This is a genomic window from Acinetobacter sp. CIP 101934 (assembly GCF_000369585.1).
GTDB lineage: Bacteria > Pseudomonadota > Gammaproteobacteria > Pseudomonadales > Moraxellaceae > Acinetobacter > Acinetobacter schindleri.
The window spans coordinates 1-23,017 of record NZ_KB850094.1 but is presented as its reverse complement, the minus strand read 5'-3'; the positions used below and the strand labels follow the sequence as shown (position 1 = coordinate 23,017).

The 23,017-nt window shown below is 42.0% G+C and carries 23 protein-coding genes and 1 rRNA gene; 14 read left to right on the top strand and 10 right to left on the bottom strand.

Annotated features, from left to right (window positions below; all coding sequences use genetic code 11):
- Positions 1-55 precede the first annotated feature (55 nt).
- The 8 genes from atpB (at position 56) to F899_RS00615 (ending at position 6,735) form a co-directional block, all read left to right on the top strand.
- The gene (atpB, locus tag F899_RS00650; protein ID WP_004814247.1) at positions 56-931 is read left to right on the top strand and encodes a F0F1 ATP synthase subunit A; all 876 of its coding nucleotides are present in this window, start codon (positions 56-58) and stop codon (positions 929-931) included.
- 83 nt (positions 932-1,014) lie between these two features.
- Positions 1,015-1,260 carry a F0F1 ATP synthase subunit C gene (gene atpE, locus F899_RS00645; protein WP_000424060.1) on the top strand — a complete coding sequence of 82 codons (246 nt, stop codon included), beginning with the start codon at positions 1,015-1,017 and terminating at the stop codon, positions 1,258-1,260.
- Between the two features lie 39 nt (positions 1,261-1,299).
- Positions 1,300-1,770 carry a F0F1 ATP synthase subunit B gene (locus F899_RS00640; protein WP_004814248.1) on the top strand — a complete coding sequence of 157 codons (471 nt, stop codon included), beginning with the start codon at positions 1,300-1,302 and terminating at the stop codon, positions 1,768-1,770.
- 12 nt (positions 1,771-1,782) lie between these two features.
- On the top strand, positions 1,783-2,319 hold the full coding sequence (locus F899_RS00635) for a F0F1 ATP synthase subunit delta (protein WP_004895298.1): 537 nt from the start codon (positions 1,783-1,785) through the stop codon (positions 2,317-2,319).
- 43 nt (positions 2,320-2,362) lie between these two features.
- The gene (gene atpA / locus F899_RS00630; protein ID WP_004895295.1) at positions 2,363-3,907 is read left to right on the top strand and encodes a F0F1 ATP synthase subunit alpha; all 1,545 of its coding nucleotides are present in this window, start codon (positions 2,363-2,365) and stop codon (positions 3,905-3,907) included.
- 87 nt (positions 3,908-3,994) lie between these two features.
- Positions 3,995-4,864, top strand: a complete 870-nt coding sequence (gene atpG, locus F899_RS00625; RefSeq protein ID WP_004814251.1) for a F0F1 ATP synthase subunit gamma — start codon at positions 3,995-3,997, stop codon at positions 4,862-4,864.
- A gap of 30 nt (positions 4,865-4,894) precedes the next feature.
- Positions 4,895-6,289 carry a F0F1 ATP synthase subunit beta gene (atpD, locus tag F899_RS00620; protein ID WP_004895294.1) on the top strand — a complete coding sequence of 465 codons (1,395 nt, stop codon included), beginning with the start codon at positions 4,895-4,897 and terminating at the stop codon, positions 6,287-6,289.
- A gap of 26 nt (positions 6,290-6,315) precedes the next feature.
- Positions 6,316-6,735 (top strand): F0F1 ATP synthase subunit epsilon, encoded by a 420-nt coding sequence (locus F899_RS00615; RefSeq protein WP_004814254.1) that lies wholly within the window; start codon positions 6,316-6,318, stop codon positions 6,733-6,735.
- Positions 6,736-6,778: 43 nt separating this feature from the next.
- Here F899_RS00615 and F899_RS00610 read toward each other — a convergent pair whose 3' ends face one another.
- Together F899_RS00610 and F899_RS00605 are read right to left on the bottom strand one after the other, a co-directional pair.
- Complete coding sequence (locus F899_RS00610) at positions 6,779-8,440, bottom strand: ATP-binding protein (protein WP_004895293.1); 1,662 nt, start codon at positions 8,438-8,440, stop codon at positions 6,779-6,781.
- Positions 8,433-9,635 (bottom strand): SIR2 family protein, encoded by a 1,203-nt coding sequence (locus F899_RS00605; RefSeq protein ID WP_004895292.1) that lies wholly within the window; start codon positions 9,633-9,635, stop codon positions 8,433-8,435. The genes F899_RS00610 and F899_RS00605 overlap by 8 nt, the downstream gene beginning before the upstream one ends.
- A 358-nt stretch (positions 9,636-9,993) precedes the next feature.
- Between F899_RS00605 and F899_RS00600 the strand changes: the two genes are divergently transcribed.
- On the top strand, positions 9,994-11,370 hold the full coding sequence (locus tag F899_RS00600; protein WP_005220271.1) for an NAD-dependent succinate-semialdehyde dehydrogenase: 1,377 nt from the start codon (positions 9,994-9,996) through the stop codon (positions 11,368-11,370).
- Between the two features lie 134 nt (positions 11,371-11,504).
- Here the strand turns inward: F899_RS00600 and F899_RS00595 are convergent, their stop codons facing one another.
- The 4 genes from F899_RS00595 to F899_RS00580 form a co-directional block, all read right to left on the bottom strand.
- Positions 11,505-12,113: a hypothetical protein gene (locus F899_RS00595; protein WP_005220269.1), complete on the bottom strand. Its 609-nt coding sequence runs from the start codon at positions 12,111-12,113 to the stop codon at positions 11,505-11,507.
- A gap of 160 nt (positions 12,114-12,273) precedes the next feature.
- Entirely contained in the window at positions 12,274-12,654 is a 381-nt protein-coding gene (locus F899_RS00590; RefSeq protein WP_005220267.1) for an RcnB family protein, read from the bottom strand.
- A 172-nt stretch (positions 12,655-12,826) separates the two neighbouring features.
- The gene (locus F899_RS00585) at positions 12,827-13,573 is read right to left on the bottom strand and encodes an IS5-like element ISAba31 family transposase (RefSeq protein ID WP_005220265.1); all 747 of its coding nucleotides are present in this window, start codon (positions 13,571-13,573) and stop codon (positions 12,827-12,829) included.
- 154 nt (positions 13,574-13,727) lie between these two features.
- On the bottom strand, positions 13,728-14,273 hold the full coding sequence (locus F899_RS00580; protein ID WP_004814265.1) for a glutathione peroxidase: 546 nt from the start codon (positions 14,271-14,273) through the stop codon (positions 13,728-13,730).
- A 223-nt stretch (positions 14,274-14,496) separates the two neighbouring features.
- On the opposite strand from F899_RS00580, the gene F899_RS00575 reads away from it, so the two are divergent.
- On the top strand, positions 14,497-15,408 hold the full coding sequence (locus F899_RS00575; RefSeq protein WP_005220263.1) for a DMT family transporter: 912 nt from the start codon (positions 14,497-14,499) through the stop codon (positions 15,406-15,408).
- A gap of 70 nt (positions 15,409-15,478) precedes the next feature.
- On the opposite strand, the gene F899_RS15745 is transcribed toward F899_RS00575, so the two are convergent.
- The 4 genes from F899_RS15745 to F899_RS00555 form a co-directional block, all read right to left on the bottom strand.
- The gene (locus F899_RS15745; protein WP_005220261.1) at positions 15,479-15,631 is read right to left on the bottom strand and encodes a hypothetical protein; all 153 of its coding nucleotides are present in this window, start codon (positions 15,629-15,631) and stop codon (positions 15,479-15,481) included.
- Positions 15,632-15,802: 171 nt separating this feature from the next.
- Positions 15,803-16,372, bottom strand: a complete 570-nt coding sequence (locus F899_RS00565; protein WP_005220259.1) for an L-threonylcarbamoyladenylate synthase type 1 TsaC — start codon at positions 16,370-16,372, stop codon at positions 15,803-15,805.
- A 40-nt stretch (positions 16,373-16,412) separates the two neighbouring features.
- Complete coding sequence (gene dprA / locus F899_RS00560) at positions 16,413-17,552, bottom strand: DNA-processing protein DprA (protein WP_004895280.1); 1,140 nt, start codon at positions 17,550-17,552, stop codon at positions 16,413-16,415.
- Positions 17,553-17,644: 92 nt separating this feature from the next.
- Positions 17,645-18,799, bottom strand: coding sequence for a LysM peptidoglycan-binding domain-containing protein (locus F899_RS00555; protein ID WP_004895279.1), 1,155 nt, complete (start codon positions 18,797-18,799; stop codon positions 17,645-17,647).
- Positions 18,800-18,919: 120 nt separating this feature from the next.
- On the opposite strand from F899_RS00555, the gene def reads away from it, so the two are divergent.
- From def to F899_RS00535, 4 genes are all read left to right on the top strand, one after another.
- Complete coding sequence (def, locus tag F899_RS00550) at positions 18,920-19,450, top strand: peptide deformylase (protein ID WP_005220256.1); 531 nt, start codon at positions 18,920-18,922, stop codon at positions 19,448-19,450.
- Positions 19,451-19,542: 92 nt separating this feature from the next.
- The gene (locus F899_RS00545; protein WP_004895276.1) at positions 19,543-19,962 is read left to right on the top strand and encodes a DUF2946 family protein; all 420 of its coding nucleotides are present in this window, start codon (positions 19,543-19,545) and stop codon (positions 19,960-19,962) included.
- A gap of 71 nt (positions 19,963-20,033) precedes the next feature.
- Positions 20,034-22,055, top strand: a complete 2,022-nt coding sequence (locus F899_RS00540) for a TonB-dependent copper receptor (protein WP_004895274.1) — start codon at positions 20,034-20,036, stop codon at positions 22,053-22,055.
- A 588-nt stretch (positions 22,056-22,643) separates the two neighbouring features.
- Positions 22,644-23,017, top strand: a 16S ribosomal RNA gene (locus F899_RS00535); the annotation flags it as partial.

The following is a 23,017-nucleotide window of genomic DNA, read 5'->3' as shown; positions in this document are numbered from 1 at the left end:
CAGCACGCGATATTCGTAAGTTTCATTAGTTTTTGACATTGACCAGGTGTGATTTATGGCTGCTGAAGAACATGCCCTTACTTCGACCGAGTACATCAAGCACCACTTGACCAACATGACCTATGGCAAAATGCCGGACGGTACATGGAAATTGGCCGAGAATGGTGCTGAAGCTCAACAGATGGGGTTCACTGCTATTCACTTGGATTCAATGGGTTGGTCAATCGGCCTTGGTATTCTTTTCTGTTTCATGTTCTGGATCGTAGCGAAAGCTGCAAACTCTGGTGTTCCTACCAAGTTCCAGTCTGCAATCGAAATGATTATCGAGTTTGTTGACTCAAGTGTACGCGATACTTTCCATGGAAAATCGCGTTTGATCGCTCCACTAGCGCTAACCATCTTCGTGTGGATTTTCCTCATGAACTTGATGGACTTGATCCCTGTTGACTGGATTCCTTATATCGCTCAACACGTGATTGGTAGCCTTCTTGGTATTGATCCGCACCACGTTTACTTCAAGATCGTTCCATCTACTGACCCTAACATTACCCTTGGTATGTCATTGTCTGTATTTGCGCTTATCTTGTTTTACAGTATTCGTGAGAAAGGCATTGGCGGTTTCGTTGGTGAGCTTGCACTTAACCCATTTAACCCAAGTAACCCAGTTGCAAAAGCGTTACTCATTCCAGTGAACTTGATTCTTGAATTGGTAACCTTCCTTGCACGTCCAGTTTCATTGGCTCTACGACTGTTCGGTAACATGTATGCGGGTGAGTTAATCTTCATTCTTATCGCGTTATTACCGTTCTGGATCCAGTGGGCGTTATCTGTGCCTTGGGCGATCTTCCACATTCTTGTTATTACGCTACAGGCATTCATTTTCATGATGCTGACTATCGTATACTTGAGCATGGCAAGCGAAAAGCATTAATGGTATTGCCTAACTGTCACGGGATGGTTGGGCACAATTTTTTAACTTAATTTGGTATAAAACCTAACCTCTGAGGAATTATCATGGAACTCACTTTAGGTCTAGTTGCAATTGCATCTGCTATCTTGATCGCTTTCGGTGCTTTAGGTACTGCGATTGGTTTTGGTCTTTTAGGCGGCCGTTTCCTTGAAGCTGTAGCTCGTCAACCAGAATTGGCTCCACAACTTCAAACTCGTATGTTCTTAATCGCGGGTCTTCTTGATGCTGTGCCTATGATCGGTGTTGGTATTGGCTTGTTCTTCATCTTCGCTAATCCATTTGTAGGTTAATCAGCTTAATTCCGAAATTCACTATTTGAGGAATTTGCAATGAATATCAACCTCACATTGTTTGGCCAAGCGATTGCGTTTGCGATTTTCGTCGCATTCTGCATGAAGTTTGTATGGCCACCACTAATCAATGCGATTAGTGAACGTCAGCGTAAAATCGCTGATGGCTTAAATGCTGCTGAAAAAGCGAAGGCTGACCTTGCAGATGCGCAAGCACAAGTGAAAGCTGAACTGGACGCGGCAAAAGCACAAGCGGCTCAATTGATCGAACAAGCGAACCGTCGTGCAGCGCAATTGGTAGAAGAAGCTCGTACTCAAGCGTCAGCTGAAGGTGAGCGTATTCGTCAACAGGCTAAAGAAGCTGTTGATACTGAAATCAATTCTGCTCGCGAAGAATTACGTCAACAAGTGGCTGCTCTTGCAGTTGCTGGCGCTGAGAAAATTCTTAGCCAGCAAGTTGACGCAGAAGCTCACAATGCCATGCTGACTCAGCTGGCTGCTAAACTTTAAGAGAGGCGGATTATGGCTGAACTCTTGACGTTGGCACGCCCTTACGCTAAAGCAGCATTTGCTTACGCTTCTGAGCAAGGTACAGCTGACTCTTGGTCAACTGCACTTGAATTGCTCAGTGCTGCGGTGCAAGACGAAGCATTTTCAGCTTATCTAAATCGCCCTGAGTTGACACCTGCTGAGCAGGTGACACTTTTTGCTAAAGTTTTAGGCGAAGACCAAACGCCTGCAGTGTCAAACTTTTTGACAATGCTTGCTGAAAACGCACGTTTGGCTTTGCTTCCTGAAATTGCTGCAGAATATGAACAGCTCAAATCACAGAATAACAATACTGTGGATGTTGTGATTGAATCAGCATTCCCATTGACTTCTGTACAGGAACAACTCCTTACTCACGCATTAGAGAAAAAATTCGAAGCGGCGGTAAATGTTTCTATAGATGTTAAACCAGAGCTTATTGCTGGTGTGGTTATTCGTGCAGGCGACCAAGTGATAGATGATTCTGCGCTTAATAAGCTTGAAAAAATGCGTACTCGTCTTCTTGCTTAAGAAATAAGAAGACTGAACTTTAAAAAGATTGAGGTATAGCGCAATGCAACAACTGAATCCATCCGAGATCAGTGCGCTCATTAAACAGCGTATCGGCGATCTGGACACCAGCGCGACCGCTAAAAACGAAGGTACCATTGTTATGGTATCCGACGGTATTGTGCGTATTCACGGCCTTGCTGATGCAATGTACGGTGAAATGATCGAATTCGACGGCGGCTTATACGGTATGGCACTGAACCTAGAACAGGATTCAGTGGGCGTCGTTGTTTTAGGTAACTACTTAAACCTTCAAGAAGGTCAAAAAGCGCGTTGCACAGGTCGTGTATTAGAAGTTCCGGTTGGTCCAGAACTTTTAGGCCGTGTAGTAGATGCTTTGGGTAACCCGATTGATGGTAAAGGCCCAATTGATGCAAAATTAACTGATGCTGTTGAAAAAGTAGCACCAGGCGTAATTTGGCGTCAATCAGTGGATCAACCTGTACAAACTGGTTATAAATCAGTAGATACCATGATCCCTGTAGGCCGTGGTCAACGTGAGTTGATCATTGGTGACCGTCAAACTGGTAAAACAGCTATGGCGATCGATGCGATCATCGCTCAGAAAAACTCTGGCATTAAATGTGTATACGTAGCAATTGGTCAAAAACAATCGACTATCGCTAACGTTGTGCGCAAGCTAGAAGAAACTGGCGCTATGGCGTATACAACTGTTGTAGCAGCAGCGGCAGCGGATCCAGCAGCAATGCTTTTCCTTGCTCCGTACTCAGGCTGTACAATGGGCGAATACTTCCGTGACCGCGGTGAAGATGCTCTGATCATCTATGATGACTTGTCTAAACAAGCTGTAGCATATCGTCAAATTTCATTGCTTCTTCGTCGTCCACCAGGTCGTGAAGCTTACCCAGGTGACGTGTTCTATCTACATTCACGTCTACTTGAACGTGCTTCTCGTGTATCTGCTGACTACGTTGAGAAATTCACTAACGGTGAAGTTAAAGGCCAAACTGGTTCATTAACTGCATTGCCGATTATTGAAACTCAAGCGGGTGACGTATCTGCATTCGTACCAACCAACGTAATTTCGATTACTGACGGTCAGATCTTCCTTGAAACATCATTGTTCAACGCGGGTATTCGTCCTGCTGTGAACGCGGGTATCTCTGTATCTCGTGTTGGTGGTTCTGCGCAGACTAAAGTCATCAAGAAATTGTCTGGTGGTATCCGTACTGCACTTGCACAGTACCGTGAATTGGCAGCGTTTGCTCAGTTCGCTTCTGACCTTGACGAAGCAACTCGTAAACAGCTTGAACACGGTCAACGCGTAACTGAGCTTATGAAGCAAAAACAATATGCTCCATACTCAATCGCTGACCAAGCTGTATCAGTTTATGCATCTAACGAAGGCTATATGGCTGACGTAGAAGTGAAGAAAATCGTAGACTTTGATGCTGCGTTAATTGCTTACTTCCGTTCAGAACATGCTGCAGTTATGCAAAAAGTTGACGAGACTGGTGCTTGGGACAAAGATATCGAAGCTGAATTCAAAGCGGGTATTGAAAAGTTCAAAGCGACTCAAACTTACTAATATAGCAACTTGCTAATTAGTGTTGGTTTGGTTCACGGAATCAACCTTCGAGGGCTCGAAAGGGCCTTCGAATACTAGGTTAAGCGTATGGCAAATTTAAAAGAAATTCGCGCCAAAGTAGCTAGTATCAAAAGCACGCAGAAAATTACTCGCGCGATGCAGATGGTAGCAGCTTCTAAGATGCGTCGTGCGCAAGAGCGCATGGCTCAAGGCCGTCCGTATGCCGAAAATATGCACCGTGTAATTGCTCACTTGGTTCAAGCGAATCCTGAATACAAACACCGTTATATGGTTGAACGTCCTGTAAAGCGCGTTGGCTATATCATCGTGTCATCAGATCGCGGACTTGCTGGTGGTTTGAACATTAACTTGTTCAAGAAAGTGGTAAAACACGTTCAACAGCAACAAGAGCAGTCAATTGAAGTTCAATTTGCTTTGATTGGTCAAAAAGCGGTTTCGTTTTTTAAAAACTACGGCGGTAAAGTACTTGGTGCGACCACTCAAGTGGGTGACACTCCAAGTCTTGAACAGTTATCTGGTTCTGTACAGGTGATGTTAGACGCTTACGATAAAGGCGAGTTAGATCGTATTTATCTAGTATCTAACGGCTTTGTCAACGCCATGACTCAAAACCAAAAGATCGAACAGCTTGTTCCTTTAGCAGCTGCTGAAGAAGACAAGACGCTTAACCGTCAATACGGTTGGGACTACATCTACGAGCCTGAAGCTGAAGAGCTTTTAAATGGCTTGTTGGTTCGTTACATCGAGTCTGTGGTGTATCAAGGTGTGATCGAAAACATCGCGTGTGAGCAGTCTGCTCGTATGGTTGCAATGAAAGCTGCAACAGACAACGCTGGTGATTTGATCAAGAACCTGCAACTTATTTATAACAAGCTGCGTCAAGCCGCGATTACTCAGGAAATTTCTGAGATCGTTGGTGGTGCCGCTGCCGTTTAACATATATTAGTTTGAATTGAGGAGACAGCAATGAGTAGCGGTCGTATCATTCAGATCATCGGCGCGGTTATCGACGTCGAGTTTGAACGTAACAGCGTTCCTAAGATCTATGACGCTCTCCAAGTTGACGGTACTGAAACTACATTAGAAGTTCAGCAACAACTTGGTGATGGCGTAGTTCGTACTATTGCAATGGGTTCTACTGAAGGCCTTAAGCGTGGTTTGAACGTAACTAACACTAACGCTCCGATTTCTGTACCAGTAGGTACAGCGACTCTAGGTCGTATCATGGACGTTCTTGGTCGCCCAATCGACGAAGCTGGTCCAGTTGCAACTGAAGAGCGTTTACCAATTCACCGTCAAGCGCCTTCTTATGCAGAACAAGCGGCTTCTACTGACCTTCTAGAAACTGGTATTAAAGTCATTGACTTACTATGCCCGTTCGCGAAAGGTGGTAAAGTTGGTCTGTTCGGTGGTGCCGGTGTTGGTAAAACTGTAAACATGATGGAGTTGATCAACAACATCGCGAAAGCGCACTCAGGTTTATCTGTGTTCGCTGGTGTTGGTGAGCGTACTCGTGAAGGTAACGACTTCTATCACGAGATGAAAGACTCTAACGTTCTAGACAAAGTAGCAATGGTCTACGGTCAGATGAACGAGCCACCAGGTAACCGTCTACGTGTAGCGTTGACTGGTCTGACTATGGCTGAGTACTTCCGTGATCAAAAAGACGAAAACGGTAAAGGCCGTGACGTACTATTGTTCGTTGACAACATCTATCGTTATACACTAGCGGGTACTGAAGTATCAGCACTTCTAGGTCGTATGCCATCTGCAGTAGGTTACCAACCAACACTTGCAGAAGAGATGGGTGTTCTTCAAGAACGTATTACATCGACTAAGTCTGGTTCTATTACGTCAATCCAAGCGGTATACGTACCTGCCGATGACTTAACAGATCCATCGCCTGCAACTACGTTCGCTCACTTGGACGCAACTGTTGTATTGAGCCGTGACATCGCTTCTCAAGGTATTTACCCTGCGATCGATCCACTTGACTCTACTTCACGTCAGTTAGATCCACTTGTAGTTGGCCAAGAACACTACGAAATTGCTCGTTCAGTTCAAAACGTTCTTCAACGTTATAAAGAATTGAAAGACATTATCGCAATTCTTGGTATGGACGAATTGTCAGAAGAAGACAAACTTATCGTGTATCGCGCACGTAAGATCCAACGTTTCTTCTCTCAACCGTTCCACGTAGCTGAAGTGTTTACTGGTGCTCCTGGTAAACTTGTACCGCTTAAAGAAACGATTCGTGGCTTTAAAGGTCTTCTAGCTGGTGAATACGATCACATCCCAGAACAAGCGTTCTATATGGTTGGTGGTATTGACGAAGTGATTGCTAAAGCTGAGAAACTTTAATTAGTTCCCTAATTTAGGAGATTCTCATGGCGACTATGCAATGTGACGTTGTAAGTGTTCAAGAGTCTTTGTACTCAGGCACTGTAACTATGCTAATTGCTAAAGGTGCTGGCGGCGAGTTAGGTATTATGCCTGGTCACGCTCCGCTGGTAACTTTGCTCCAACCTGGCGCGATCCGCGTTATTTTGGAAAACGGTACAGAAGAATTAATCTATGTATCTGGTGGTGTTCTAGAAGTTCAACCGCATGTTGTTACGGTTCTTGCTGATACAGCAGTCCGTGCAGAAAACTTGGATGAAGCGGCAATTATTGAAGCGCGTAAACACGCTGAACAATTGCTAGCAAATCAAAAGGGCGATTTGGACGCTGCTGCTGCTTTGGCTGCTCTTGCAGAAACTGCTGCTCAGCTGGAAACGATCCGAAAAATCAAAAACCGCGCAATGTAATTGCTGGTTTGAGATTGAAGAAACCACCCGAAAGGGTGGTTTTTTATGCCCAATTTTCTTGAAAGTTTGCACCTTTTGAATTTGGTTTAATTGTGGGTTTCTTAATATTTATAGTTAGTGGAATAGGGAAGTCATTGCCAATGATGACAGCTTCGCCAGGTTGTAAGCTTGGAAGGAAGTCAGAAGCTGCTTTATCAATTTCACCACATGCTCTTTCTACAATCTCACGATCTCGATCGTTTGTGAGACGATGAACAATTAAAGTTCCAAGTTGGCTAAGAACACCTTCCGTAATATCTCGAGGTCTTTGAGTTGCTAAGCAGATATTTAAACCAAATTTTCGACCTTCTTTTGCAATAAGCTCAAAAGCATCAAGTTTTGCTAAGGTATCTTCATTACCAATTGTTTTTCCTATGAAGTTATGTGCTTCATCTAGGAAAATAACTAGTGGTTTCTCTATAAAAGATAATTCTCGTGCTTTATTTAATAGTAATCGACCAATGACATTAGAAATAACTTCTCGAGCCTTAAATTCGAAACCAATTGCACTCATATCTATTCGTAAAAGTTTTTTACTAGAGTCGCTATAGAAAATATTCAATTCATCTAAAAGAGATGAATTTTGGTTTTGTTCGAAAACAAATCTAAAAGTATGTGAATTAATTAGACCGTTAATTCGAGTTAGTAATGATAAGCAGTGATTAAAATTGAAATCGTCTGCTATATAATTTGTACCTCTTAAGGTTACATACTCTTCTTTGATTTGTGCACATAATTTTGTGGGGTCAAAAGGGGTATGGGGTATTTCTAACAAGTACCGATCGCGAATTGATCTTATGGCAATCTTATAATTTTCTTCAGGTTGTCCAATTTTTATGAAAACTCCATTTTGAATCATTTCAGAATGCAGAGAATTCTGTTCAAGAAGCTTAACGAGCCTTAGACTTCTAATAGCTTCTCTAAACTTTGGACCTTGGGATTTTCCTGCTGGTTCGAACAAAGCTATAAAATCACTTTCTTCAAAGCAATCAGGTGGTATTTTTATGGCAGTAGAGCTTTCGGCAGGATTAGTTGGACTACCTAAGTGAACATTAGTTACTGAATTATCCTCAAATTTACTATATTCACCAGTTGGGTCTAATAAGATGATTTTGGAGTTAAATCTTAAACATTCTTCTAAGATTCGAGCTGTCGTATAGCTTTTTCCTCCGCCCGTTGCACCTAAAATACCTAAATGACGTCCAAATAGTTTTTCCGGTGTTATAGAAATTCCACAACTGTCATTTAAAATTGATCCAATATGTAAATTTATATTTGGATCTCCTTTTTGCATTTTCTGAGGAATTTTTGCAATAAATTCATGCGGTGCTGAATAAATTAAATCATTTATACTTGGATAGTAATCCACACCTGCTGATACTCTTAGATCATCCATTTGGATTGTTCCAAGAAGTTGTACACGGCCTACGATATCCAAATTTGACTTCGCTAAATCATCTTTCTTTATTTCTATGATACGTCCTAAAACTAAGTTGACTTGGCTTTCAATAATAACAAATTCACCAACTTCACCTTTGCCATAACGATTTCCACCAAAATATGTAGGTTCATGATTGTCATTGATGTATTTGAATTGAATACTGCTAGCATTAATTGAATTTACTTTTCCAAACATCAGTTCAGGTTGTAAAATTCCATTAAACATGATGACCTCCAAATGCTTTTTGGAGATTCTCGTAAAGATTTTCAGCAGGTGATAATGCTGTTAAATCAGGAATAATTTCTGATAGTTTTCCAAAATCACTATTTATAAAGATTATTTCATCATTTTTTCGAGTGTCTGCAACATGTTTTAATCTCTCCCAATACGGTGAAGTGGAGTTGGCATCTTTTAGAAAGTCATTTTTTAGAGTTGGTGTGCAAATAATAACTTTAAGATGTGGATTTGAATAAATGGCAGAAAGGATAGGTTCAGATAGATGATCGTCGTTAAAGCCAAATCCAACAATAATTAAACACGTATTAGGCTCTCGTAGCGCATGGTTAAATCTAGAGATTAGTTCTAGGTGTGGCTGTACATATGATTGCTGGTATTTACCTTTAGCTGGAAAAATCATACAACTTTGTTCAGCTTCTACCTTATCAACCTGTTGGACTGGGTAGCCATTTTCTCTTTTCCAATTAACAGATCCATGCAACTTGTATAGCTGAAACACGCCTTCAAGATATTGAGGATTGTTTAAGTTTATTGTCGGACTTCTTTTGATGATATCTAGATCAAAGAACTTCGGATCATATATACGAGGAAATGAAAAAGAAAAACCATCTATAACAGTAATCCCTAATTTACTAGCAGCTGTTTCAAAACATGTATCGTAGTTTGTTGTAAATAACTTAATACGAGGGTCTTTTGATTTTCTTCGGGACAATTTCCTAATAAATTCACGATGTTTAGTCAATTGTTCTTGTTCATTCGTAATAAATTGGCAGGCTTCTAAAATCTTTTTTTTACAACTTAGGACAAATTCTCTTGTTGATATGCAGTCGTCTTCTTTTGTGATTTGAATAAAAGATTCACAATGGGAAAGACATTCTTCAATATTTTTATATTTTTCTTCAACTACATAAGTATCATACTTACTCTCGCTAAAAGCTTTATTACTTAGTTCATGCATGTCATCTTTGGTGCATCGCTCCCATAAATTCCACATCGATGGACCATTTATAGGTGAACCTAAAGAAGTACCACTACCTGCAAGTACCATAATATTAGGCATTTGAAGTGCTGTTTTAAGTTTTATTTTAAGATCACTTAAGTCATTAGCTTGTTGATCAGCCTCATCGTCCTTGTGAGGGATAAATTTTTCATTAGGTGTACTTCTATAAAATTTGATACTCATTTATATATTCTTTTAAAATCATTGTTTTTATTATGGTTTTTTTCGTATTAAAAAAATAGTCATATTCTAGATTTAATTAAAAATTTTCTATTTCCTAGAATCTTTACCTTAAATATGTCATAAAAATTTTCATTCAAACTTGATAACTCTTAACTTTTAGAAGTTGCTCAAATTTCCTTTTGTACCACTCGATATAACTTTTACCCTTTCTCGGTAATGTTTTGAACCAATCTGTAAACATTCCCTGAACATAAAAAAATCAATGCTAAGTTAAGTGACTACCCCAGATGCAAGCTTGTTTGAATTGATTTAAAGAGGTCGAAAACAAGCAAAACTTATAATTGAAAAAGGGAAAGTCATGGCATATCAATCTATTAACCCATTTACCAATCAAAAATTGAAAGAATATCCGCCACATACAGATGAGCATATACAAAATGCGCTGGATCAGGCAGAACAAATTCTCAAGTCAGACTGGCCCCAACAGATTGATCACCGTATTGAAGTGCTGAGGAAGGTCGCGCAAAAATTACGTGAACAAAAAACCGAACTGGCTAAGCTCATGACGCTGGATATGGGTAAACTGATTAAACAGAGTGAAGGCGAAATCGAATCTTGCGCCAAAATTGCCGAATACTTTGCTGATCATGCCAAAGAGTTTCTAGCTCCGGTGTCTTATGAAACGGAACTCGGCGAAGCATGGGTAGAGCATCATCCTCTAGGTATTGTGATGGCCGTTGAACCATGGAACTTTCCGTTCTATCAATTGATGCGTGTCTTTGCCCCAAACTGCGCAATTGGCAATCCGGTCCTAGCCAAACATGCTGGTATTGTGCCGCAATGTGCTGAAGCCTTTGAAAAGCTGGTGCTGGAAGCAGGTGCACCAAGAGGTGTCTGGATTAACCTGTTTATCAGTTCTGATCAGGTTCAAGAGATTATTGCTGATCCGCGTGTACAGGGTGTAGCCTTGACGGGTTCAGAAGGTGCCGGAAGTGCCGTAGCAGAACAGGCCGGTAAATACATTAAAAAATCCACCTTGGAACTTGGTGGTAATGATGTCTTTATTGTGCTAGATGATGCTGATCTGGAAAAAGCCATTAAAATTGGCTGTCAGGCCCGGGTAAATAACTCAGGCCAAGTCTGCACTGCGGCCAAACGTTTTATTTTGCATGAAAAAATCGCTGATGAATTTAAAGCAGGTATGCTGAAAGCTTTTCAGGAACTGAAAATTGGTGACCCACTCGACCCTGAAACGACACTGGCACCCTTATCATCAGCTGACGCTCTGGAAAAACTGACCAAACAGGTTGATAAGGCGGTAGCGCATGGTGCTACTGTGCTGACAGGTGGTAAACCCATTGAGCATGCAGGTAACTTTTATGAGCCGACAATTCTGGAAAATATCAGCCGTGATAATCCGGCCTGGTATGAAGAATTCTTTGGGCCGGTTGCCCAGATTTATGTCGCGAAGGATGAAGATGAAATTGTTTCGATTGCCAACGATTCGCACTATGGTTTGGGCGGTGTGATTCATTCTCAAGATATCGAGCGTGCCAAAAAACTGGCTTCACGAGTTGAAACCGGCATGATCTGGATTAACTGGTTTACTGATACCGCACCAGAGCTGCCATTCGGTGGTATCAAAAACTCTGGTTATGGGCATGAGTTATCGATCGACGGTTTCAGAGAATTCACCCAAAAACGTTTAGTCGTCGTGAAAAGCTCTAAAGAATAATGACTTTTCTGTCCTATTCTTCCAGTAAAGAAGCGGCTTTTTAGACCGCTTCTTCTATTAATCTATATTTAATAGTAATAAACCAGTCTGGTGACTGGTTTATCAAGGAGCCTGGGTCATCTATAAAACTGAGATCAACTTTCCTGTTCTGCTGCCTGGGATGGTTTCTCAGGAATCATCATTGCGGCCAGCTTGATCATTTCAGACTGGATATTTCCCATCTGTTTTTCCAGCTTCTGGAAATCCACTTGGCTGAAATCCATCTGGCCATTCAGGAAAGGAGATGCCAATGCTTGCTGGTTGGCATTCATCAGGTTGCTACGTACCTGATCAACTTCCTGACTTTTCAAGTTTAAGCCACTTAAAGTCTGGTTAAAGCTTTTTAATTGCTGTTGCAATTGCATTGCGGCGCTCTGCAATTGAGAAGTATCTTTTTCACTGACCGCAGTTTCCAGTTCAGTCTGGGTTTGCTTCAGCTGAGTCACGTAATCACCCGCCTTTAACTGCAAATCGGCCACATCACGTACGATGTAGAACATATTGCCACTTTTAAGGTCTGCAGAAGATTGCTGCACTTCAGTATTTTCTGATACTGCTGTCTGTTCTTCTGCTACATCCTGTTGCTCCGGTTTTTCAGTATATGAAGCAGGGGCAGAAACCTGATCACATCCCAGCAAACTCAATGCACCTGCAAAAAGGGCAAAAGGTAGTACGCTATTTTGGAGAATTTGCTTAAATTTCATTGGGGTGCTCATTATTTACTGCTTACAGGCATTAATATAGGGATGAAATTTGTAGAAAATACGGAGAGTTGCAAATGAATAACAAAAAAGGCCTCGCTATAGATATTCAAGCATAAAAAAGAGCGCCAAAGCGCTCTTTTTTCACCGAGGAGAGCAGGGTTTAAGCTGCAATAATTTTAATGACCTTATCGTTAACGACATTCATCAGAATATAGTCGCCATTCACTTTAATCCATTGCTGATTTCTACCTGGCTTGTTGAGTCGTTTATATTTGCTGTGATCCACTTTATAGATTTTGCTTTGGTATTGGCTCGGAACTTTTTGACCTACTCGCCAATCACGTGATGGATCAACTTTTTTATAACCCTGTTTATGCTGTTGAGCTGGGTGTTTGTTCTGCTGATGGTGCTGAGGAGCATGATGCTGTTGTTGAGCATGCGACTTGCTATATTGATGGTGATCCTGAGGCGCAGCCATGGCAGGAATAGCAACCAGTGCAGTTGAGATCGATAAAACAATTGCTTTAACCAGCGTTTTCATACTTTACCTTTCATTATGGCGGTGTGTTTGTGTATGAGCTCATGATAGGCTGGCAGAGGTGTTTGAAATTGAAGAGAGTGTAGTGTAAATATTAAAATCTAGAAGGAAAATAGAAGAAGTAAATTGAATGATTTTATTAGGGTCTGTTGACATTTACTGTTCATAATTAACCCTATAAAGGTAGCCATAAAAATATACAGGCTAAAGCAACAGAACTTTGATAATTTCTTTTGAGCTTGTCATATCGAGTAGCTATTCCTCTAAATTGCTTTAATCTACAAAACATATTTTCAACTAAATGCCTGATTTTATATAAATACCAGTCCATATGGTCATTGTTCGATTGGCTATTCGTTTTCTTTGGTATATTCGCTTTAGTCCCTGTTTTCCTAATCTGTTCACGCAGTGGTTCTGAATCATAGCCTTTATCTGCGCATACCACTTTTGTCTCTTTTAAATCTAATGTTGATATTAAATCAGGCGCAACTTTAACATCATATGTGGTTCCATCGGTAATCATGAAATCAATAGGATTGCCATGTGAATCAACAATCAAATGTATTTTTGAGGAGTTTCCTCCTACACTTTTAGAAATAGATTGATTCGCTATACCGGCAGAATGTTGATGAGCACGTACATGAGAGCCATCAATAAAAATCCACTCCATATCGGGGCATGAGGCTAGTAATTTGAATAATCTAAGTAACTTACCGCTGCTTGACCAACGATTAAAACGTTTGAAAATAAAGTTTGAATGACCAAAATAGGAAGGAATATCTCGCCACGGACAGCCTGTTCTAATTCTATAGAGAATAGCTTCAATAAAATTGCGTAAATTTGAGTTGTGGTGAATGGATAAATTACGCAGAATAACTTTCAACTTTTGCCAGTGTTGATCTGTCAGCATGGTACGAGGCATAGCGAATAGTAAAATTGGGTTTGGCGATTTGATTTTACTACTTCGCTATTTTTTTAAGCTAAAAGTGTCAACACACCCTAATATACATATCTTTTTTTAATTAAAAAATATAAGCATCTCTAACCATGAGAGATGCTTATATTACTATTGCAAATTATTTAGCCAATTCGGCATTAATTGCATCGATGATACGTGGATCATCTGCAGTAATATCCGGTGCAAAGCGAGCCACTACTTCACCATTTTTATTGACCAGGAATTTTTCAAAATTCCATAGCACTTCAGGTGGCTGGTTTGGAGTCAGGCCGTAATCAACCAGATCTTTCCACCATGGGCCTTCACCGGTACGTTCAGGAATCGCTTGGGTTAAAGCAGCATATAAAGGATGTTTTGCTTCTCCAACGACCGGGATCTTGGCAAATAGCGGAAAATCGACCTGATAGTTTACTGAACAGAATTCCTGGATTTCCTTCTCGCTGCCTGGCTCCTGTGCCAGGAAATCATTTGATGGGAAACCTAGAATCTCCAGACCTTCGGCTTTTTTCTCGTTATACAGCTTTTGCAAGCCTTCATATTGTGGAGTCAGGCCACATTTAGATGCCACATTGACGATGAGCAAAACTTTGCCCTGATACTGATTGAGAGTGAATTCTGCACCCTGAATGCTTAATACTGGAATGTCGTAGACTGAAGTGCTCATATGAAGTCCTGTTTTTGATGTGTTTATCCTGTCGAATGTTGTAACGGGTATTCCGGCTGAGTACAAGTAAAAACATGTAGGGCAGTCGGGTAAATTTAAATCCATGCATTAATTTTATGTGAAAAATCAATTATGCTTGTGCTACACAATAACGGCGTTGAATTGAAAGCTGCTGGCTTGGACTTGCAGACAATGCTGAACCCTACACTTTATGGATGAGTATATGACACAGCAACACAAGGTAGTGTGGTGGGCATTTTTACTGCCATTGACTGCGGTACTGATCTGGTCACTGAATATTGTCGTGACCCGCTATGTGACCGACTTTATCTCGCCGGTGAGCATCAGTTTTTATCGCTGGTTTTTTGCCTTTCTGATTCTAACCCCGTTTATTTTGCCGCGGGTGATTCGTGAGCGTGCCCTGATTGTGCCGCATCTGAAACAGCTGGCAGTGCTGAGTGCCTTTGGTCTGGTGCTGTATCAGGGACTGGCTTATACCGCTGCACATTACACCACCGCCACCAATATGGGCATTATTAATGCCTTTATTCCGATTTTTACCATTTTTGTGTCGATGCTGATTCTGCGCGATATTCCGAATCGCTACGCCATTATTGGCAGTCTGTTGTCCTTTGCCGGGCTGATCTATGTGATGGGGCAGGGCAATCCTTGGGGCCTGCTGCATGCCGGCGGCCAATGGGGCGATCTGCTGATGATTATCGCCGTGTTTTTCTATGCCTTTTATGGGGTTTTTCTGAAAAAATGGCAGCTGCAGATTCCGTTAATGCTGAGCCTGTATGTGCAGATTCTGTTTGCGCTGCTGTATCACCTGCCGTTTGTGACCTGGTTGGGTCTTGATGCCATCAATATGACCAATGCCGGCAGCGTTATCTACGCCAGTATTTTCCCTTCATTAATTGCCCCTTTGGTGTGGATGATGGCGATTCAGCGTCTGGGACCGACCCGCACCAGTATCTTTATGAACCTGATGCCGGTGTTTACCGCTTTAATTGCCTTTGTCTGGTTAAAAGAGGCCTGGACCATTTATCACAGTATTGGTGGGGCGATTATTCTGTTCGGAATTGTGCTGGCCCAGAAAAAAACTGTGGCGCCAGTGCTCCTGAAAGCCAAATAGTTGCCCAAAAAACGAACAAACAAACTTAATTTTTTGCTTGAATGATCTCGTGAATAAAGGCAAATAGACTTTAGTCGAGAAGAGTAGCTTTAGCTTCTTTAAAAAGCACTTTAAAAAGAGCAAGATAATTTGAATTTTTTTCAAATAATGATTGATTAATCATAGGTTTAAGCTGTTTTTTAAGAGCTAAAATATATTTGTTTTTTTTAAACTGTTCGCCCATAATACGCTCCATCGCAGATCAGCGACTGTTGCTGAAATGCCCAGAGATTTCGATACCCTCTGGATGTGATAATACACATCCTTTTTTATGCTCAACCATCCCTATATGGTTGAGCTTTTTTTTGTCTTAAAACTTTGGTCGGCTTGAAAAGAAAAATGACTGAGCAAAGGCTCAGTCACGAATAATTTCACCTGTTACGGCATCAATAATCCGGCTTGGTTTCTGGCTCAGTCCCAGATCGCCATTCAGATAATTCAGATCCTGGTCAAAATAACGCATCGCATCTTGCAGGGAACGTGCAGGTTCTAAGCCGGCAGGATTGGCGCTGGTCGAAACGATATAGCCCCCAAAAGCCTGACATAAAGCCATACATAAAGGATGGGTGGTAACACGTACCGCAACTTTAGGATGATTGCCTTTAATCCAGGCCGGAATATCTTCACTGGCAGGTAATAGCCAGGTGGTGGCACGTTCGGATACGCTGCGGTTGGTCCATGAAGCAATAATACGTTCGCGGATTTCTGGTGTCAGTGCTTCTAGTAAATGTTCTACTTGGGAAATATGTCCAGCAAGAAGAATCACACCTTTTTCAATTGGACGCTGTTTCAGTTGCAGAATCTGGTGAAATGCCTGTTCGTTGTGAGGGTCACAGCCCAAACCCCAGACAGCCTCTGTAGGGTATGCCAAGACTTGTCCTTGTTTCAGGAATGTCGCTGCTTCGGCAACAGAGGTGGTGATCATGTATATACCTTTTAAAAACAACAAAGGGCTATTGTGAACCTTATTTGCCTGTACGACAACGTAGAAACATACCGGCTTGCTGTGTACTGAAACCGAGTAATTCCAGTTCCATCAACTGTGCTGTGATTGTGGAAACATCCTGGCTGAGTTGAATGCTAATCTGATCTAGGCCTTGTCCAATCCAGTCGAGCTGGTTGTAGAGCGGAATCAGGTGTGCTGGAATCTCGATCAATTCGGTTTCACTATTTTCTGCTTTATAAATTTGTTCAGCTGCCTGCCATTGGGTGGCTAATGCCAGATCTTCAACCACCTGGTGTGGATGATCAATCAGAATTGCACCTTCGCGGATGAGCTGGTGACAGCCTTTGTGGTTTTCACTGTAGATATGTCCAGGAATCGCAAACACGGTTTTTCCTTGTTCGGCAGCCAGTTTAGCAGTGATGAGTGAGCCACTTTTCAGTGCAGCTTCAGCCACAATAACACCCAGACTCAGTCCACTGACAATACGGTTACGCCGTGGAAAATGATGTTGCAGAGGTGGAGTACCGGGCAAAAATTCTGTAATCACCGTGCCGCCTTGGGCAATGATCTGTTCTTTTAATGGCTGATTTGTCGCCGGATAGGTTTGATCCAGACCCGTGCCCATCACTGCAATAGTACGATGCTGCTGCAGCGCTGCCCGATGTGCCGCTTCATCAATGCCTTGTGCCAGTCCACTATTGATATAAAAACCTTGTTCACTTAAGTAATACGCAAAATCATAAGCCATCTGACGGCCGTGATTGCTCGGTTTGCGGCTGCCCACAATTGCCACTTGTGCCTGTAATAAACTGTCGGCCTTGCCCTGACCAAATAAAATCGGCGGTTTATCGGTGTAGTGACTCAGTTGCTGCGGATAATCCGCTTCATTATGTAATAAAATAAAGTCGCAAGTTTTCTGGATCTGCTCCAGACAAAACTGAAACTCGCGCTGGGAATCTTTGCAATTGAAATCCTGAAGCCGCTGGATATGATTTTTATGAACGCCTAGTTTTAGCCAGGTCTCGACTTGATCCGGCTGAACAGCATCAGCAAGATTTTCATAATATTCAGATAAGCGATAGAAACTGGTGAGGGAATGCTGGACTACATACCATAAGCGAATGTTGTCCAGTTGAGTCGTAGATAACGAATTCAACATATTGAGACCTATCTTGCGTCTTCTTATTCTTATAATGAGTAATGAGGTTAAGATGATGCTGAATCACAGCATCATCTTAAAGTTCTTGTAAATTATTCGTCCAGCAGCGGTGGCTGAATGGTAGCGCCCACTTTGATTGGCAATTCACTGTCTAGAACATAGGCATAGCTGAACTGATCAAACGTTTTGAAGACCATGACATTACCAATACGTTCGCCCGGGAGCTGTACACGTTCTTTGGTTTTTGGATCAGTCACGACTTCACCTTGCTGATTCACACTAAACACATGACCAGACTGAACACCATGTGCTATGCCGCGGTCAATGGTGACAACACTATGACGCGCAGCTGTACCAATTGAACCCAATACACGAATGATCTGACCACCTGAAATGTTGTTTTCCGCATTTACTGGATAGAACAGGGTAGGCAGCATTGGATCATATTCTGGTAGTACCCGGTCACCACGACGGACTTCAGCATTATAGCTATCGGTCAGTTCCAGTGTGGTGATATCACCTTCACCGCGGACTGCGATACCAGAAGCAACCTGTTGCAGTTCTAGGGCAGCGGTGTATTTTTTACCATTGGCATCAGTCAGTATATAAGGTTCAGCTTCGCGGTATACCGCATAACGTTGACCTACTTCCAGGCCATTCCCACGTGCATAAACTTTCTGACCTTTACCGGCCAGTACACGTTGATCAGCCGTACCCAGAATATAAGGAGTGCCTTCAATAGAGTCTGCTGCCATAATTGTATAGCGCTCTAGCCATTGCTGGATATGGGCTAAAGGAATAACAGGAATGGTATTGTTGAGCGATTCAATACGTACCTGAGGCTGTAACTTATTCGTGCCAAGGTAGCGATTGATGATACCGGTACAGCCATCACCTTCATCTTTACCAATGATTGGTCGGCCCTGGTAATCGCACATCAGCAGACGGTCACCTGGAAAAATCCAGTGTGGATTTTTCACATGCTTATTACCTGCCCAGATTTCTGGCCAGCGTACCGGATTTTTAAGAAAACGCTTGGAAATATCCCATAATGTGTCACCTTTTTTTACCACATAGACATTCGGTGCTGATGCTTTCAGGCTTGGTGGATTGACATTACGAGCTGGTGCTGCATGTGTAGTTGAAATTGTCCCCATACCAACACCCACACAAACTGCAAGTGCGAGCATTTGATTTTTAATCCCCAAGGCACTAAAAGATGGCATGCCCTTCAAAACCTTTTTCATTATCATAATTCCTAAAATTATGTATGTAAGTTGCGTTATAATAACGATCTTACACACAATTTTTTAATGAAGCATTCCTTCATTTGGTTTTTTGATCAATGGCATAATTGAGGACGCAGTATGGCCTTATTACCTATTTTAAGTTTCCCGGATCCCCGTCTTCGTACCATTGCACAACCAGTCGAAGAGGTTACTGATGAAATTCGTCAGCTCGCTGCAGATATGTTTGAAACCATGTATGAAGCGCCCGGCATCGGTTTAGCCGCGACACAAGTCGATCGTCATATTCAGCTGATTGTGATGGACCTGTCTGAAGATAAAGATCAACCCATGGTGTTCATTAACCCCAAAATTACACCATTGACTGAAGAAACACAGCCATACGAAGAGGGCTGTCTATCAGTACCTCAAATATACGATAAAGTTGAGCGTCCGTCACGTGTAAAAATTCAAGCAATTAATCTTGAAGGTCAAGCATTTGAGGTTGAGGCAGATGGCCTGTTGGCTGTGTGTATCCAGCATGAAATGGACCACTTAAATGGTAAACTTTTCGTGGATTATTTATCACCTTTGAAGCGCCAGCGTGCCCGTGAAAAAATTGAAAAGGCAGCACGTCAGCGTGATAAAGCCAAAGTTGCAGTGAAACGCTAAGTATTTTGTCGTATTCATGCATTGATTATTGCCCAGTTTTTACTGGGCTTTGCTATAATTAACGGTGACAAATTTTTATTTGCCCTTCTCCTATGGTGACACGTGGCGGGTTGCTACTTTCTCTGGCAGCCGTATTTTTACAGATCGCTGTATTCCTGCAGCCTTTGCTGCCGAAGCAATATCAGGTTGCTCCGGTCTGTGAAACCATTACGCGTGCACTTTTGTTGCCTTTATCACATGAGCATCACGCTGCTCATTCTCATCATGCTGACCACAGTATTCAGACTGCGTCTGTAGAAGGTGCCCATGACCATCATGATGCCAATCATCAATGTCAGTACTGTACCGTCTACGGCAATCTGGTTCTGCCACCTGAACTGGATCTAAAAGAAGTACTGGATCGAATCCAGGTTCGACTGATTGCATTTAAACAAGCATTCAGTCATGTCTGGTTTGTTCTGCAACAACTCTTTCTGCTACCACAGGGCAGGGCACCACCACTGTTTGCATAAATCCACGTTGTTTTTGCCTGGGTCTTAATTGACTTAGGCCGTGTTCAATTTATGTATTCAGTGAGATAGAAATGGCTCAGCCTAAATTTTCTTTACAGCCACTTGTGGCTGCGATTTGTGTTGCTTGTTATTCTTCAATGGTGCTGGCAAATGAAACCATGCCAGTACAGACCATGGCTCCAATTGTGGTGACTTCTGCTACAGGTAATGATGCTAATGGTCTGATTGTGCGTGCAGATCCGAAACAGCCGATTCAACCCATTCCTGCCAGTGATGGTGCTGATTATCTGCAAAGTATTGTGGGCTTTAGCTCGGTTAATAGTGGGGCTGGTACCAATGGTGATGTCACTTTCCGCGGTATGTTCGGTTCGCGTATTAAAATCTTGACCGATGGCACAGAAAATCTAGGTGCCTGCCCAAGCCGGATGGATTCACCAACCTCTTATATTTCGCCAGAAAGCTATGACCGTATTTCGGTGATTAAAGGACCACAAACGGTTCAGTATGCCAATACCGGCTCAGCAGCTACCGTGATTTTTGAACGTAGCCCGGAACAGTTTGATGGAGATCATCACTATCGTGGTCAGGCCAGTATTTTGATGGGTTCCTTCGGGCGTCTTGATCATAATGTCGAAGTTGCAGCAGGTGATGAGCAGAAATATATTCGTCTCAATACCAACCGCTCGGTAGCCAACAGCTATCAGGATGGTAATGGCAATACTGTGCCATCAGACTGGGAACGCTGGAATGCTGATCTGGCTTTAGGCTGGACACCCGATGAAAACACCTGGGTAGAACTGACCGGTGGTAAGGCCGATGGTGAAGCAGTGTATGCTGGTCGTATGATGGATGGTTCACAGTTTGCCCGTGAAAGCTTAGGTCTACGTGTAGAAAAGAAAAATGTGACAGATGTAATCAAAAAAATTGAAGCACAGGTCAACTACAATTTTAATGACCACGTGATGGATAATTTTAGTTTACGTGATGTTGCTGAACCCGATAAAGCAATGACGGTTACACGCCGTACTTTAAATGGGCGCTTAGCGGTAACAAATGAATGGGAAAACATCCAGCTTATAACAGGGGTGGATTCACAACTTAATAAACATGCCGGGGGGATGTATCATTCGACTATGCCAATGATGAACTCACCTGTTACGACAGATATGGAGTTTCAGTCGATTGGTGGTTTTGGTGAGTTGAGCTATGACTTGGGTGGAGATAATAAGTTAGTTAGTGGTCTGCGTATCGATCAGGTTAGCATTGATGCTGTTAAACGTAGCCTTGAGCGTACAGAAACCTTACCGAGTGCTTTTATTCGTTTTGAAAATACCCATCCTGACCATGATGACGGCAAAACGTATATAGGATTAGGTTATGTAGAACGTGTACCTGATTATTGGGAATTATTCAAAACAGACCTCAACGGGCAAGCACCATCGACCTTTAAGGACTTAAAAAATGAAAAAACTTTACAGCTTGATCTCGGTTATCAACATCATCATGGTGCATTGAACTCTTGGGTGTCTGCATATACAGGTCTAATTCAGGATTATATTTTAATTAATTATGATGCTGACAAAAAAACAGGACATGGGATCAATGCAGCTGATTCTAAAAATGTTGATGCTGTCATTGCCGGTGCAGAAGCAGGTATTGGTTATCAATTTACTGACGCCATTCAAGCCGATGTGAGCGCAATGTATGCTTGGGGTGAAAACACGACCAATAATACGCCGTTGCCACAAATTGCACCTTTAGAGGGGCGCGTTAATCTTCGTTATATCCAAGATCGTTATACCTTGGGTGCTTACTGGCGCATTGTTGATGGTCAAAGTCGTATTAGCGAACGTGAGGGTAATATTGTTGGCTACGACAACAAGAAGAGTGCAGGTTTCGGTACATTGTCTTTAAACGGTACTTATAATTTATCCGAGGGTGTTGATCTATCAGTTGGCATCGATAATGTATTGGATCGTACATATACCGAACACTTAAATAAAATGGGTGCATCTGGTACAGGCTTACCAACTGATGAACAATTTAATAATATTGGACGTAATTACTGGGCACGAATCAGTATGAAGTTCTAATTTGATTAGATTAAGTACAAAAAGCAGGGCAGAAGTCCTGCTTTTTGCTTTTGTAATTTAATAAAACTTATAAAAATTATGTATTTAAGCATTTTAATCATTTCCAAATAAAATAATGAACATTTTTATTTAAATATTTTTTATATATAAAACAGATATTTATAAATATTGTGGTTTATAAAATAAACACACGTTTCAAATGTTTTAAAAAAGGTGTTGCAAGCCCTCTGAAATGCTGTAGAATGCACATCCATCGGCGGTGATGAAGATTAAAACTTCTGATAAAACAGTAACTTAGTTAAGATTGGTTGAGTTAGGTTTTATTTGATAAGTTTAAAAATAATCTGATTTACTGGTTGACTTTCTAGAGATAGAGAGTAATATAGCCGACCTAGCTTGCTGCTGACGAAGTAGCAAGAAGATCATTAAGAGATTATGAAGAACAACTTGTGTGGATTTTTACTGGTTGATTGATCGAAATTATTTTCATTGATTGATGGTAGAAATTACTCGAAGTTTATTTGAGAAATTGATGTCAGAAAATTGATGAGCCAGATTTGGTGTTTTGAATAAAGCACTATTGATTTTAAACTGAAGAGTTTGATCATGGCTCAGATTGAACGCTGGCGGCAGGCTTAACACATGCAAGTCGAGCGGGGAAGGTTGCTTCGGTAACTGACCTAGCGGCGGACGGGTGAGTAATGCTTAGGAATCTGCCTATTAGTGGGGGACAACGTTCCGAAAGGAACGCTAATACCGCATACGTCCTACGGGAGAAAGCAGGGGATCTTCGGACCTTGCGCTAATAGATGAGCCTAAGTCGGATTAGCTAGTTGGTGGGGTAAAGGCCTACCAAGGCGACGATCTGTAGCGGGTCTGAGAGGATGATCCGCCACACTGGGACTGAGACACGGCCCAGACTCCTACGGGAGGCAGCAGTGGGGAATATTGGACAATGGGCG

Coding starts and splice junctions, on each gene's coding strand:
- atpB (WP_004814247.1), top strand. CDS start 56: ATGGCTGCTGAAGAACATGCCCTTACTTCGACCGAGTACATCAAGCAC.
- atpE (WP_000424060.1), top strand. CDS start 1,015: ATGGAACTCACTTTAGGTCTAGTTGCAATTGCATCTGCTATCTTGATC.
- F899_RS00640 (WP_004814248.1), top strand. CDS start 1,300: ATGAATATCAACCTCACATTGTTTGGCCAAGCGATTGCGTTTGCGATT.
- F899_RS00635 (WP_004895298.1), top strand. CDS start 1,783: ATGGCTGAACTCTTGACGTTGGCACGCCCTTACGCTAAAGCAGCATTT.
- atpA (WP_004895295.1), top strand. CDS start 2,363: ATGCAACAACTGAATCCATCCGAGATCAGTGCGCTCATTAAACAGCGT.
- atpG (WP_004814251.1), top strand. CDS start 3,995: ATGGCAAATTTAAAAGAAATTCGCGCCAAAGTAGCTAGTATCAAAAGC.
- atpD (WP_004895294.1), top strand. CDS start 4,895: ATGAGTAGCGGTCGTATCATTCAGATCATCGGCGCGGTTATCGACGTC.
- F899_RS00615 (WP_004814254.1), top strand. CDS start 6,316: ATGGCGACTATGCAATGTGACGTTGTAAGTGTTCAAGAGTCTTTGTAC.
- F899_RS00610 (WP_004895293.1), bottom strand. CDS start 8,440: ATGTTTAATGGAATTTTACAACCTGAACTGATGTTTGGAAAAGTAAAT.
- F899_RS00605 (WP_004895292.1), bottom strand. CDS start 9,635: ATGAGTATCAAATTTTATAGAAGTACACCTAATGAAAAATTTATCCCT.
- F899_RS00600 (WP_005220271.1), top strand. CDS start 9,994: ATGGCATATCAATCTATTAACCCATTTACCAATCAAAAATTGAAAGAA.
- F899_RS00595 (WP_005220269.1), bottom strand. CDS start 12,113: ATGAAATTTAAGCAAATTCTCCAAAATAGCGTACTACCTTTTGCCCTT.
- F899_RS00590 (WP_005220267.1), bottom strand. CDS start 12,654: ATGAAAACGCTGGTTAAAGCAATTGTTTTATCGATCTCAACTGCACTG.
- F899_RS00585 (WP_005220265.1), bottom strand. CDS start 13,573: ATGCCTCGTACCATGCTGACAGATCAACACTGGCAAAAGTTGAAAGTT.
- F899_RS00580 (WP_004814265.1), bottom strand. CDS start 14,273: ATGAGCACTTCAGTCTACGACATTCCAGTATTAAGCATTCAGGGTGCA.
- F899_RS00575 (WP_005220263.1), top strand. CDS start 14,497: ATGACACAGCAACACAAGGTAGTGTGGTGGGCATTTTTACTGCCATTG.
- F899_RS15745 (WP_005220261.1), bottom strand. CDS start 15,631: ATGGGCGAACAGTTTAAAAAAAACAAATATATTTTAGCTCTTAAAAAA.
- F899_RS00565 (WP_005220259.1), bottom strand. CDS start 16,372: ATGATCACCACCTCTGTTGCCGAAGCAGCGACATTCCTGAAACAAGGA.
- dprA (WP_004895280.1), bottom strand. CDS start 17,552: ATGTTGAATTCGTTATCTACGACTCAACTGGACAACATTCGCTTATGG.
- F899_RS00555 (WP_004895279.1), bottom strand. CDS start 18,799: ATGAAAAAGGTTTTGAAGGGCATGCCATCTTTTAGTGCCTTGGGGATT.
- def (WP_005220256.1), top strand. CDS start 18,920: ATGGCCTTATTACCTATTTTAAGTTTCCCGGATCCCCGTCTTCGTACC.
- F899_RS00545 (WP_004895276.1), top strand. CDS start 19,543: ATGGTGACACGTGGCGGGTTGCTACTTTCTCTGGCAGCCGTATTTTTA.
- F899_RS00540 (WP_004895274.1), top strand. CDS start 20,034: ATGGCTCAGCCTAAATTTTCTTTACAGCCACTTGTGGCTGCGATTTGT.